The sequence below is a fragment of the Saccharopolyspora hordei genome (genome assembly GCF_013410345.1).
GTDB lineage: Bacteria > Actinomycetota > Actinomycetes > Mycobacteriales > Pseudonocardiaceae > Saccharopolyspora > Saccharopolyspora hordei.
On record NZ_JACCFJ010000001.1, the window covers coordinates 442,645 to 454,977 of the forward strand.

The 12,333-nt window shown below is 73.5% G+C and carries 14 protein-coding genes; 10 read left to right on the top strand and 4 right to left on the bottom strand.

From position 1 onward, the window contains the following. Positions 1 to 517: 517 nt before the first annotated feature. The 6 genes from HNR68_RS02085 to HNR68_RS02110 all read left to right on the top strand — a co-directional run bounded on the left by HNR68_RS02085 (position 518) and on the right by HNR68_RS02110 (position 6,174). Positions 518 to 976: a carboxymuconolactone decarboxylase family protein gene (locus HNR68_RS02085; RefSeq protein ID WP_179717077.1), complete on the top strand. Its 459-nt coding sequence runs from the start codon at positions 518 to 520 to the stop codon at positions 974 to 976. A gap of 212 nt (positions 977 to 1,188) precedes the next feature. Continuing rightward, a complete protein-coding gene (locus tag HNR68_RS02090) occupies positions 1,189 to 1,557 on the top strand; it encodes a DUF1203 domain-containing protein (RefSeq protein ID WP_218888166.1) in 369 nt (122 codons plus the stop codon). 176 nt (positions 1,558 to 1,733) lie between these two features. Continuing rightward, positions 1,734 to 2,891: an ABC transporter permease gene (locus tag HNR68_RS02095; protein WP_179717079.1), complete on the top strand. Its 1,158-nt coding sequence runs from the start codon at positions 1,734 to 1,736 to the stop codon at positions 2,889 to 2,891. Then, complete coding sequence (locus HNR68_RS02100) at positions 2,888 to 3,604, top strand: ABC transporter ATP-binding protein (protein ID WP_179717081.1); 717 nt, start codon at positions 2,888 to 2,890, stop codon at positions 3,602 to 3,604. Before HNR68_RS02095 ends, HNR68_RS02100 begins: the two co-directional genes overlap by 4 nt. A 55-nt stretch (positions 3,605 to 3,659) precedes the next feature. Continuing rightward, a complete protein-coding gene (locus HNR68_RS02105; protein WP_179717083.1) occupies positions 3,660 to 4,250 on the top strand; it encodes a TetR/AcrR family transcriptional regulator in 591 nt (196 codons plus the stop codon). Positions 4,251 to 4,335: 85 nt separating this feature from the next. Next, the gene (locus HNR68_RS02110; protein WP_179717085.1) at positions 4,336 to 6,174 is read left to right on the top strand and encodes a prolyl oligopeptidase family serine peptidase; all 1,839 of its coding nucleotides are present in this window, start codon (positions 4,336 to 4,338) and stop codon (positions 6,172 to 6,174) included. A gap of 31 nt (positions 6,175 to 6,205) precedes the next feature. Here the strand turns inward: HNR68_RS02110 and HNR68_RS02115 are convergent, their stop codons facing one another. After that, complete coding sequence (locus HNR68_RS02115) at positions 6,206 to 6,859, bottom strand: class I SAM-dependent methyltransferase (RefSeq protein ID WP_179717087.1); 654 nt, start codon at positions 6,857 to 6,859, stop codon at positions 6,206 to 6,208. 56 nt (positions 6,860 to 6,915) lie between these two features. Further along, positions 6,916 to 7,428, bottom strand: a complete 513-nt coding sequence (locus HNR68_RS02120; RefSeq protein ID WP_179717089.1) for a GNAT family N-acetyltransferase — start codon at positions 7,426 to 7,428, stop codon at positions 6,916 to 6,918. Between the two features lie 73 nt (positions 7,429 to 7,501). Here HNR68_RS02120 and HNR68_RS02125 point away from each other — a divergent pair, with 73 nt between their 5' ends. The 3 genes from HNR68_RS02125 (at position 7,502) to HNR68_RS02135 (ending at position 9,838) form a co-directional block, all read left to right on the top strand. Continuing rightward, positions 7,502 to 8,023 (top strand): TetR/AcrR family transcriptional regulator, encoded by a 522-nt coding sequence (locus HNR68_RS02125; protein WP_179717091.1) that lies wholly within the window; start codon positions 7,502 to 7,504, stop codon positions 8,021 to 8,023. A gap of 51 nt (positions 8,024 to 8,074) precedes the next feature. Further along, positions 8,075 to 9,139 (top strand): oxidoreductase, encoded by a 1,065-nt coding sequence (locus HNR68_RS02130; protein WP_179717094.1) that lies wholly within the window; start codon positions 8,075 to 8,077, stop codon positions 9,137 to 9,139. A gap of 165 nt (positions 9,140 to 9,304) precedes the next feature. Continuing rightward, positions 9,305 to 9,838: a DUF3558 family protein gene (locus HNR68_RS02135; protein ID WP_179717096.1), complete on the top strand. Its 534-nt coding sequence runs from the start codon at positions 9,305 to 9,307 to the stop codon at positions 9,836 to 9,838. Between the two features lie 83 nt (positions 9,839 to 9,921). On the opposite strand, the gene HNR68_RS02140 is transcribed toward HNR68_RS02135, so the two are convergent. Both HNR68_RS02140 and HNR68_RS02145 read right to left on the bottom strand, forming a co-directional pair. After that, complete coding sequence (locus HNR68_RS02140; RefSeq protein WP_179717098.1) at positions 9,922 to 10,404, bottom strand: Dps family protein; 483 nt, start codon at positions 10,402 to 10,404, stop codon at positions 9,922 to 9,924. A 127-nt stretch (positions 10,405 to 10,531) separates the two neighbouring features. Further along, positions 10,532 to 11,086, bottom strand: a complete 555-nt coding sequence (locus tag HNR68_RS02145) for an NADPH-dependent FMN reductase (RefSeq protein ID WP_179717100.1) — start codon at positions 11,084 to 11,086, stop codon at positions 10,532 to 10,534. A 152-nt stretch (positions 11,087 to 11,238) separates the two neighbouring features. Here HNR68_RS02145 and HNR68_RS02150 point away from each other — a divergent pair, with 152 nt between their 5' ends. Then, a complete protein-coding gene (locus HNR68_RS02150) occupies positions 11,239 to 12,309 on the top strand; it encodes an alpha/beta hydrolase (RefSeq protein WP_179717102.1) in 1,071 nt (356 codons plus the stop codon). The last annotated feature ends 24 nt before the right edge of the window (positions 12,310 to 12,333 follow it).

Genomic DNA, 12,333 nt, shown 5'->3' on the forward strand with positions numbered 1-12,333 from the left:
TCCGGTCCTCGCCCTCGAGGGCGTCACCCGACCAGGGCGCTGGCGGTGGCCGAGGAAGGCTGAGCGAGGGTGGTGAGGACGCTGGTCGTGACGTTGAGGGCGGCGTGGGCGTCAACGGCCGAGAGCCTCTCTCCATGCTCGGGTTCCCGGGGCGGGCTTACGCTGGACGTGCACCTCGCAGGAGGTGCGACCTGGGTGACCGACACGTCCACGCCGTCGTGTCCGGTGACGAGTGGGAGCAGCGGCACTCCCACGACGGCGAGCCGCCCGGTCCCCGCGGGTGCCGGGGGTCGCGCGCTCGGACCGCCCCTCCTCGTGAGGACCTGCCATGCGAGCCATCACCGTGCGGGACCGTGACGCCGGTGTCGCCGGGCTGTCCCTGACGGACCTGCCCCACCCCCACGCAGCGGAGAACGACGTCGTCGCGCGCGTGCACGCCGCGGGCTTCACCCGCGGGGAACTCACCCCACCACCGCGACCTCGGGATCCCGCGGGCCGCCGACGAACCGGAGGAACCATGACGAACGCGCAGCGCGTCAACGTCGGCAAGCAGCACCCGGCCGCCTACAAGGCACTCATCGCGCTGTCCAGGGAGGCGGAGGAGGCCGCCACCAGGGCCGGCCTCGACCCGCTCCTGGTCGAGCTGGTGAAGATCCGCACGTCCCAGATCAACGGCTGTGCGTTCTGCCTGCGCATGCACACCCGCGACGCCCTGCAGAAGGGGGAGAGCCCGGACCGCATCGCGGTGCTGCCGGGCTGGGAGGAGGCAGGCTGCTTCTCGGAGACCGATCGCGCCGCCCTCCGCCTGGCCGAGGCGATCACGCGGGTGTCGGACGGGCACGTCAGCGACGCGGACCACGGCGCAGCCGCAGCAGCGCTCACCGCGGACCAGCTCTCGGCAGTCACCTGGCTGGCCACGGTGATGAACGCCTTCAACCGCATCGCGATCACCAGCCGCTTCCCCGTCGGCGACTGACTCCGCGGTGGCCTCGGCTCCAGCGGCCGTTCTCGGGCTGCTGGTGCCGGGCTGCTGCGACGTCGGTTTCCCGCCAGCTCCGGGGCCGCCGCCGGCCGACGATCGGGACATGACCTTCCGCGTGTCACCGATTGGCCCCGGCGTGCTGGACGAGCTGCGCGTGTCGGACGACGCCGGGCGGGAACCCCAGGTCCGCACCGAGGAGGACGGGCGTGGCGCACCGTTGCGCTGCTGCCTGCGGCGGAGCCGCCCTGGGTGAGCGGATCGCGCTGGTCTCCTACGCGCCGCTGCGCCGCTGGGCCCGGGACCCCGGCGCCCACGACGAGGTGGGGCCGGTCTTCGTCCACGCCGCGCCGTGCGCGGGGCCGGCGTCCTCGGACTGGCCGGAGGAGGTGCGCGGGACCCGGCGGGTGCTGCGTGCCCACGACCGCGACGGCCGCGCCCTCGGCGGCTGCCTGCTCGACGGCCGGACGGACCTCTCCGAGCGCACCGCCGGCGACCTCCTGCTCGACCCCGCGGTCGCCCTGGCGCACGTCCGGGCCGTCGAGCACGGCTGCTTCCTGTTCGAGGTCCGGCGCTGAGCCACCCGCCGTGGTCGACCGGCCTCCGAGCTTCTTGCCGACAGGGTGTCGGGAACGACACAGTTCGCTTTGACCGATTTCGTGATTAGCTGGGGGCGAGTTTTCCCGACAGGCCGTCGGCATGATGCCGACACGATGACGGCATCATGCGGCGGCACAACGACCCAAGGACGTACATGTTCCTCGCCCTACGCGAACTCGTGTTCGCCCGCGGCAGATTCCTGCTCATGGGGATCGTCGTGGGCTTGATCGCAGTGCTCACGGTGATCCTGTCCGGACTGTCCTCCGGGCTCGTCAACGACGGCGTGTCCGGCCTGAAGAACCTCCCGGTGACCGCCTTCGCCTTCGACGAGGGCACCAAGACCGACAACGCGTTCTCGCGGTCGGTGGTCGACGAGCGACAGCTCGAGCAGTGGAAGCAGCAGGACGGCGTCCAGGACGCCGCCCTCCTCGGCTCCACCATCGTCAACGGCGTCGTCGGGGGTGACAAGCAGGTCGACCTGACCCTGTTCGGCGTGGAGCCGGACTCGTTCCTCGCGCCGGCCACCAGCCAAGGACAGGGGCTCGGCGCCCTCGACGGGATCGTGGTCTCGGAAACCGCCCGCGACGAAGGGGGCGAACTCGGCGACACGGTCGTGCTCGACCGGGTCGACACCGAGCTGCGCGTCGTCGGGTTCACCGAGGGCCAGGCCACCTTCGGTCACGTCGACATCGCCTACCTGCCGCTGGACACCTGGCGCCTGATCGCCTCGGGGCAGGCGCTCCCCGGCGCTCCCACCCAGGAGCAGGTCGACGCGGTGGAGAGCACCACCGCCAGCGCGATCGCGCTGCAGTCCGCCGGCGGTGCCCCGCTCGAGGAGTCGGGCATCGACGTCGCGAAGGGCGACGCCGCGGCGGGCACCGTCACCAGCTCCCTGACCGAGTCGTTCAACGCCTCGCCGGGCTACGCGGCCGAGACGATGACCTTGGACATGATCCAGGTCTTCCTGTACCTCATCTGCGCCATGGTCATCGGTGCCTTCTTCACCGTGTGGACCGTGCAGCGCCAGCACGAACTGGCGGTGCTCCGGGCCCTCGGCGCACCGACGGGCTTCGTGCTGCGGGACGCGCTCCTCCAGGCGCTGATCCTGCTGGTCACCACGACGCTCGTCGGCGTGGGCGCCGGCGTCGGGCTGGGCGCCCTCATGCCCGCCGGGATGCCGTTCGAACTCGAAGCGGCGCCGATCGCCGTCGCGTCCGCCCTGACGATCCTGCTCGGCCTCGTCGGAGCCACGCTGGCCGTTCTGCGCATCACGTCGATCGACCCGCTGAAAGCCCTGGGAAGCCAACGATGAAGTCGAGCACCCGCCACGACGCTCCTGCCGCGCGGACCGGGACCACCTCCACGGGCTTGACGCTGCGGAACGTCAGCCTGCGCCTGGGCGACGGCGACCGCGAGGTGACCGCCCTGGACGACGTCTCCTTGCAGGTCGACCGCGGTGAGTTCGTGGCCGTCGTCGGCCCCTCGGGCGCCGGCAAGTCGAGCCTGCTCGCCGTCGCCGGCGCACTGTCCACCCCGGACACCGGATCGGTGCTCGTGGACGGCGTCGACCTCGGTTCGCTGTCGCCGCGGCGCCGCACGCGCTTCCGGCTCCAGCAGCTGGGTTTCGTCTTCCAGTCCGGCAACCTCGTCCCGGCGTTGACGGCCGCCGACCAGCTCCGCCTGGTGCGCAAGCTCAGCGGCGCCCGCGGCCCCTTCGACCCGACCGAACTGCTGCGAGCGGTGGGCATGGACCACCGCGCCGACCGCCGCCCCCACCAGCTCTCGGGTGGTGAGCGCCAACGTGTCGGGATCGCGCGGGCCCTGGTCAACCGGCCCTCACTGCTGCTGGTCGACGAACCGACCTCCGCGCTCGACCGCCAGCGCAGCCAGGAGATCGTCGCGCTGCTCCGACAGGAGACGGTCGATTCGAACGTTGCTACAGTGATGGTGACCCACGACCACTCCGTCCTGCACCACTGCGACCGTGTCCTGGAGATGGAGGACGGACGCCTGTCTTCACACTGACGCGGACACTCCCCCGGCCTGCCGGCCGGGGGAGTTCCCATCGAGAGCACTGGACATGCCCAAGATCAGCGCCGCCACCGTGGCCCAGCACCGAGACGAACAGATCCGTGCCATCTTGGACGCGTCCATCGAGCTGATGCGGGAGGACGGGGCCCTCCCCGGCATGGGGCGGATCGCGTCCCGCGCGGGCTTGGCCCGGTCCAGCATCTACCAGTACTTCCCCTCCCGCCGCGAGCTGCTGATCGCCATCACCGAGGACATGACCCCGCGTTGGCTGGCGCGGGTGACCGGGTCCATGGACCGGCACACGGCTCCGGCGGAGCGGATCCTCGCCTACCTGGAGGCCAACGTCGAGCTCGTGGCCTCCGGGGACCACGCCGCGGGCGACGCGCTCGCCGCCGAGCCGGGGATCCAGGAGTTCGTGCAGAACCACGCCCAGGCGCTGCACGAGCGGTTGCTCGAACCGCTGGTCCACGAGCTCGAACGACTCGGCGTGGACGACGCCGAGCACTACGCCGTCTTCCTCAACGCGCAGCTGCACACCGCGACGGGCCTGCTGGCCCAGGGCCTCCCCGCGGCGCGCGTGTGGGAACTCCTCCGCTCCATCACCGAACCCTTCCTGCGCAGCCACGAGGAGCGCGACTGACGCCGCGACCGGCCGGCCCCGGCCCCCTCCGGCGCCGAGCGCGCCGGTTCCGCAGGTGACGGGGGCATCGGGCAGTATCGGGGAGGTGAGCACCTACCCCGAGGCGAAGATCCCCGAGAAGCTGTTCGACGACCCCGAGCGGGAGGCCCGGTGGCGGGCCCGCTTCAGCGCGCCGCGCGTGTCGCTGCCGGACTGGGCGCGGGACGCGCCGCAGCGCAGCCTGTACGTGTCGAACTCCAGCGGCACCTGGGAGCTCTACGCGTGGGACCGCGACACCGGAGAGCACCGCCAGGTCACCGACCGCCCGAACGGCACGTTCCACGGCACGCTGTCCCCGGACGGCGAGCGGATCTGGTGGTTCGACGACACCGACGGCGACGAGTTCGGCAGCTGGCGGGTGGAGCCGTTCCGCGGCGGTGGTGAGGCGCGGACCGCGCTGCCGGGCACGCACCCCGGCTACCCGGCCGGCCTCGAGCTCGGCCGGTCGGTGATCGGCATGGGGATGTCCACCGACGACGGCGTGACGGTCTGGGTGGTGCGCGACGGCGGCGAGCCGGAGGTGCTCTACCAGCACGAGCAGGACGGCGGCCTGGCCGCGATGTCCTGGGACGAGTCGATGCTGGCCATCTCGCACTCCGAGCACGGCGACAGCCGCCACCCGGCGCTGCGGGTGCTGCGCGTCGACGGCTCCGTGGTCGCGGAGAAGTGGGACGGCCCGGGCAAGGGGCTGGACGCGCTGGAGTTCGCGCCGGTCACCGGTGACCCCCGGCTGCTGGTGCTGCACGAGCGCCGCGGCAAGGAGGAGCTGCTGGTCTGGGACGTCGTGGCGGACACCGAGACCGAGATCGAGCTCGACCTGCCCGGCGAGGTCTCCGCGGAGTGGTACCCGGACGGCACGGCGCTGCTGATCGCGCACACCCACCACGCGCGGACCACGATGCACCGCTACGACCTGGCCTCCGGGACGCTCACCGCGCTGGACACGCCCCCGGGCACCGTGGTGGGCACCTCCGTGCGGCCGGACCACTCCGTGGAGTACGTGTGGTCGTCGTCGGCGACGCCGTCGCTGGTGCGCACGGTGTCCGCCGACGGCGAGGACCGGGTCCTGCTGACCCCGCCCGGTGAGCGGGCGCCGGGCTCGGAGGCCGTCACCGACGTGTTCGTCGACGTGCCGTACGGGCCGAACGACGCGGTGCACGCCCTGGTGGCCCGCCCGGCGGGCGCCGGGGACGAGCCGCTGCCCACGGTGTTCCACCTGCACGGTGGCCCGCACGCGGCGGACGAGGACCGGTTCTCGGCCTACCGCGCGGCCTGGCTGGACGCCGGGTTCGCCGTGGTGGAGATCAACTACCGCGGGTCCACCGGGTACGGCTCGGCCTGGCGCGACGCCATCCAGGGGCGCCCCGGGCTGACCGAGCTGGAGGACGTCGCGCGGGTGCACGACTGGGCCGTCGAGACCGGCCTGACCACCCCGGCGCGGAGCGTCGTCGCGGGCGCCTCCTGGGGCGGGTACCTGACGCTGCTGGCGCTGGGCACGCAGCCGGAGCGCTGGGCGGGCGGTGTCGCCGGGGTCCCGGTGGCCGACTACGTCACCGCCTACGCCGACGAGATGGAGCCGCTGCGGGCCTTCGACCGGGCGCTGTTCGGCGGGTCCCCGGAGGACGTGCCCGACGTGTACGAGAAGTCCTCCCCGCTGACCTACGTGGACCAGGTGCGGGCACCGGTGCTGGTGCTGGCCGGGGACAACGACCCGCGCTGCCCGATCCAGCAGATCCTCAACTACCTGGACCGGCTGGCGCAGCGGGACGTGCCGTTCGAGTTCTACCGCTACGACGCCGGCCACGGGTCGCTGGTGGTGGCCGAGACGCTGCGCCAGGTCGCCGCGGAGATCCACTTCGCGCGGCGCGCCGTCGGGCTGGGCTGAGACCGGGGCGAGCGGCGGTGCCCACCGCCGCTCACCCGCCGCCCACCCAACGCGTGGCGGCGCGCAGCCACCCCGGCTCCCGCTGGTGCGGCTGGTCGGCGTGGGTGGCGATGCCCAGCACCAGCGGGACGCGGACGTGCTCGGCGGGCCAGAACCAGTCGGCCAGGCGCACCACCAGCCCGGCCAGCTGCACCTGGAGCAGCACCTCGACGTTGAGCCGGCAGCGCCGGGTCCCCCGCAGGATCTCCTGCGCCCCGTCCTGGGCCCGCCCGACCACGCCGGGCGCCCGGGTGTGCTCGAGGAACAGCAGCTGGCCGGCGGGGCGCAGGACCCGGCCGACCTCCAGCAGCACCGCGCGCGGGTCCGCCGCGCAGCACAGCGAGAAGCGCTGGACGACCACGTCGAAGACGTCGTCCGGGAAGGGCAGCCGCGCCGGGTCCGCCTCGACCGGGCCCAGGTCGGTGCGCGCGCAGCGCACGTCGCGCGGCGCGCCGACCAGCGCCAGGGACCGGACGTGGCGGTAGCCGAGCACGTCGTCCGCTGCGCACGCGCCGATGTCGAGCACCTGGCCGGCCGCGCGCGTGCCGGTCAGGGCCCGGAACCGGTGGAGCATCTCGATCGGCGTGGACACGCCGGCCCGCTGGTAGTGGCAGCGGACGCGCACCGCGTGGGCCTGCTGCGCCATGCCCGCAGCGTGCGCGGCGCAGCCGGCGCCCACCAGGGGATTCCGGCCCGGCGCCGTCAGCGCAGGTCGAGCCGGTACTGGAGCTCCTCGAGCTGCTGCCCCCACTGCCGGACCGGCCGCCGCTCGACGCAGCGGAACCCGGCGTCGAGGTACAGGTGGGCCGCCGCCTCCAGCTGGCCGACCGTCCAGAGCCGGACCTGCTGGAAGCCGCGCTCGCGGGCGTGGTCCAGCAGCTCCCGCACCAGCCGGCGGCCGACGCCGCGGCCGCGCACCCCGGGGTCGACCAGGAACCACCGCAGCTGGGCGACCCCCGAGCCCTCGTCGGTGAGCGCGACGGTGCCCACCACCTCGCCGTCGCGTTCGGCGAGCCAGAGCCGCCCCGGGTCGGTGCCCGGCTCGTCGCGGGCCGCCCCCAGCGCGGCGGCGAAGTCGGCCAGGCCGCGCGCCACGTGGGCCTCGAAGCGCTCGTCGAAGCGGTGCTCGCGGGCGTAGGACCGGCCGTGCATGGCCAGCACGGTGCCCAGGTCGCCCGGCCTCGGACCCGTCCGGACGGTGATCTCGGGAGCCATCGCGCTCTCCAGGGGGGGGGTGAAACAGTCGTTTCACCCGTAGGCTAGCAGCCCGGAGCGGGAGAGAGCGACGATGACCGAGGACGGACGCCGGGCGGAACTGCTCGCGAAGCTGCTGGAGTACTCCGCCGCGCACGGCCTGTCGGAGGTGTCGCTGCGCCCGCTGGCCGCCGCGGTCGGCTCCAGCCCGCGCATGCTGCTGTACTTCTTCGGCTCCAAGGAAGGCCTGGTGCGCGAGGTGCACCGGTACGCGCGCTCCGAGCAGCTCCGGCTGCTGGCCGACACGCTCGAGCACTGCCGGGACCGCACCGAGGCGCTGCGCGCCCTGTGGCGCTGGCTCAGCGACCCGGCGCACCACGACGTGATCCGGTTCTTCTTCGAGAGCTACGCGCGCTCGCTGCAGGGCGGCGCGTGGGAGGGCTTCGGCGAGGCCAGCGTCCGCGAGTGGCTGCCGCCCCTGCAGCGCGTCCTCGGGTCCGAGACCGAGGCCACCCTCCTGCTCGCCGCGCTGCGCGGACTGGTCCTCGACCTGCTGGCCACCGGGGACGCCGAGCGGGTGGACCGCGCGTTCGAGGCGCTGCTCGCCAGCGTGTGAGATGGCAGGCACCGCGGAATATCCCGTTCCGCGCGGTTGTCGGTGCTGGGCGTGAGCCATCTCTTCGAACCGATCAAGCTTCGTGACCTCGTCATCCGCAACCGCGCCTGGGTCTCGCCGATGTGCCAGTACTCGGCGACCGACGGCGTGCCCAACGACTGGCACTTCGTGCACCTCGGCCAGTTCGCCACCGGCGGCGCCGGGCTGATCATCGCCGAGGCGACCGCCGTGGTCCCGGAGGGCCGGATCAGCCCCGGCGACACCGGCCTGTGGAACGACGAGCAGGTCGCGGCCTGGCAGCGGATCAACGACTTCGCGCACCAGCAGGGCGCGGCGACCGGTGTGCAGCTCGCGCACGCCGGCCGCAAGGCCTCCACCTCCGCGCCGTGGGAGGGCGGGCACTCGCTGTCCCCGTCCGAGGGCGGCTGGCAGACGGTCAGCTCGACCAACGAGGCCTTCGGCGACCTCGCCGCGCCGCGCGCCTTGACCGAGGCCGAGGTGGCCGAGCTGCCCGGCCGGTTCGCGGCCGCCGCCCGGCGCGCGGAGCAGGCCGGCTTCGACGTGGTCGAGCTGCACTTCGCGCACGGCTACCTGGCGCACCAGTTCTACTCGCCGCTGGTCAACGACCGCACCGACCGCTACGGCGGCGACTTCGACAACCGGGTCCGGGTGCTGCTGGAGATCACCGAGGCGGTGCGCGAGGCGTGGCCCGCGGACCGGCCGCTGTTCGTGCGGATCTCGGCGACCGACTGGGTCGAGGGCGGCTGGACCGGCGAGGACTCGGTGCGGCTGTCCCGGCTGCTCGCCGAGCGCGGCGTGGACCTGGTGGACGTGTCGACCGGCGGCGCGGTGCCGAAGGCGGACATCCCGGTCCGCGCCGGGTACCAGGTGCGCTTCGCCCGCCAGGTGCGCACCGAGGCGGACGTGCCGACCGGCGCGGTCGGCCTGATCACCTCGCCCGAGCAGGCCGAGGAGATCGTCGCCTCGGGGTCGGCGGACGCGGTCCTGCTCGGCCGCGAGCTGCTGCGCGACCCGCACTGGCCGCTGCACGCCGCCGACCGCCTGCACGCGGACAACATCTGGCCCAAGCAGTACGAGCGCGCCCGCCGCGGGTGAGCCGCGGGCGGCAGGGACGCCCGAGCGCGGAGTCCCTGCCGCCCGTCCGGTGGAACCGGCCCCACCGGGAGGAGACGCGCCGGGCGTTCCGCGCCGCAGATCGCCCCGACCCGGCCGCAGCTCGCGTAACCTCGCCGCAGGACCTCCTCCGACCTGAAGATGGGCATGCGTACAACACCAGTCACAGCGGCCGCGGCGTTGACCATCACCGGCCTGCTGCTCGCCGGGTGCGGCACCTCGAGCAGCGACGCGTCCCAGGCGTTGGACGGACCGCTCGTCGGCCCGTCGTTGGCCGGGTTCGACCCCTGCTCAGCGTTGTCCCAGAGCGACCTGCAGCACGTCGGCGTCACCGAGCCCGGCGAGCCGGTCGACGAGGACGGCGAGGTCGGCTGCGAGTTCCGCGGTGACGACGACTTCCTGCTGCGGATCACCAAGGCGGAGACGACCGACCTGGACGCCTGGAGCCAGCGGCGCGGCGAGTTCAGCGGCTTCGAGTCGAACCAGGTCGGCAGCCGCCCCGGGCTCCGCGCGGTGCCCGTCGGGTCCCCGGAGTCCACCTGGTGCCGGCAGATCGTGGCGGCGGGTACCGGCACGGTGTCGGTGGAGATCAAGTACAACGCCGAGACCGGCCCGGCCGGCGCGGAGACCTGCGCCAAGGCCATCGAGATCGCCCAGGTCCTGGAGCCCACCCTCCCCTGACGGCTGCGGGCGCCGCGCGGGCGCGCCACGGCGACCGCCCGTGGCACGGGCGGTCGTCGAGCGCTGTCACCAGCCCTGGACGGCTAGGACGCCAGCTTGGCCTCCCACATCCAGTGCTGCTTCTCCAGCTCCCTGGCGATGTCGATGAACAGGTCCTGGGTGACCTGGTCGGTCTTGTCGGACTCGTCGATGCGGACGCGCAGGCGGCGCACCACCTCGAGCAGCGCCTGGGTGATCGCCTCGGTGACCTCCCGGTCACTCCGCCAGTCGCCCTCGAACTTGGACAGGCCGGAGTTCTCCGCCACGGTCCGCGCGCGGCCGTCCGGCGACACGCCGAGGGCCGAGGCGCGTTCGGCGACGTCGTCGGCGAAGCCGCGGGCGACGGTGACCAGTTCGTCGAGGTGCAGGTGCACGTCGCGGAAGAAGCGGCCGACGACGTTCCAGTGCGCCTGCTTGGCCACCAGGTGCAGGTCGATCAGGTCGACCAGGGTCGCCTGCAGCATCTTGCCGGTGGTGTCCTGGTCCTGGTCGTTGAGCGGGCTGGTGATCGGAGCCTTGTGGGCCATGGGACGTGCAACCTCCTCGGACGCGCGAGTTGCCTCCACCCGAGGGTGCTGCCTCGCGGGACTCGGCGCACGTCGAGCGGTTGCGCAGCGTGAGGGAACCGGCGACCCCGCGCGATCACGCCCGGTGTCAGGACCGGCTGGCGAACTCCACGACCTGGCGGCCGATGGTGCGCAGCACGGTGGCGACCTTGTCGTCGCCGCACTCCCCGCCGGGCTCGAAGTGCGTCTCGGCGGAGTTCACCGCACCGCCGAGCGGGGTCGGCCAGCCGCGCAGCGCGTGCACCACGGAGCGCAGCGCCTGCAGCGTGGTGACGGTGGCCTGCCAGCCGTGGGCGATGCCGATGCACCCGACCGCCCGGCCGTCCAGGTAGGGACGGGCGTCGCCGCGCAGGTCCTCCACGTAGTCCAGGGCGTTCTTGACCAGCCCCGAGACCGTGCCGTGGTAGCCGGGCGAGGCGATGATGACGCCGTCCGCGCTGCGCAGCGCGTCCACCAGCTCCAGCGCGGAGTCGGTGCGCTCGGCCACCTGCGGGTCGTAGAACGGCAGGGCCAGGCTGGCGCCGGTGACCGCGTGGACCTTGGCGCCGGCTTCCCGAGCGCCGGCCAGCGCGGCGTGCAGCGCGCGCTCGGACTGCGAGTCCGGCCGCACCGACCCGCCGATCCCCACCACGGTCACCGTCATGCGTCGATCCTTCCACCTGGGTGTCGTGCCTGTCCCGCCCGCGACGCTACGACCTCCAGTCCGGTCGAGGTCAACGAGCGGCGGCCCGAGGAGCTGCTACCTGCGGGTAACCTCTATCACGCCCTGCTAGCTCCCCTGGAAGGTCCATGCCCATGCCCAAGGTCCTCGAACTGGTGCAGCCGACGCTGGAGGCCGCGGCGGTCCGCGGCATCTTCGCACTCCCCCGGTCCGTGCGGCGGCTCATCGCCGGCGCACCGATCCGCCTGGACGGCCAGGAACTCGCGCTCGACGCCCAACTGCTGCTCAAGCTGCAGCAGCTGCGCGGGCAGGACGGGCTCGCGGCGGCCACGCCGGAGCTGGCCCGCGCGGGCATGCGCCAAGCCACCCACCTCACCTCGGGCGACCCGGTCCGCGGCGTGGTGGTCGCCGACCGGCAGGTCCCGACCGCCCACGGCGAGCTGGCCGCCCGCCTGTACCGGCCGCGCGAGCTCACCGGCAGCAGCCCGCTGCTGGTGTACTACCACGGCGGCGGCTGGGTCATCGGCGACCTGGACACCCACGACGACCTGTGCCGCTTCCTGGCCAAGCACGCCGGCGTCCGGGTGCTGTCGGTCGACTACCGGCTCGCCCCGGAGCACCCGTTCCCGGCCGCGTTCGACGACAGCCTCGACGCCTACCGGTGGGCCGTCGACAACGCCGACGAGCTGGGCACCAGCCGCGACGCGGTCGCGGTCGGCGGGGACAGCGCGGGCGGCAACCTGGCCGCCTCGGTGGCGATCGCCGCGACCCGCTCCGACGACCTGACCGCCCCGGTGTTCCAGCTGCTGGTCTACCCCGCGGTGGACGCCACGACGCGCCGCCGCTCGCGGGAGCTGTTCGGCAACGGCTTCCTGCTCACCGACCAGGACATGACCTGGTTCATGGACCACTACCAGCCCGACGAGTCCCTGCGCTCCGACCCGCGGCTGTCGGTGCTGCTGACCGAGGACCTCAGCGGGCTGCCCGCGGCCTGCGTGGTCACGGCCGGGTTCGACCCGCTGCGCGACGAGGGCGAGGCGTACGCCGCGCGCCTGGCCGAGGCCGGGGTATCGGTGGTCAGCCGCCGGTTCTCCGACCTGATCCACGGCTTCGCCAACATGCGCAGCGTCGGCGACCGCTTCGAGGAGGCGCTGTTCGAGATCGTCGGCGCGCTCCGGGCGGGCCTGTCCCTGCAGAAGGTGTGACCCGGCGGCGGGGGCGTGGCCGGC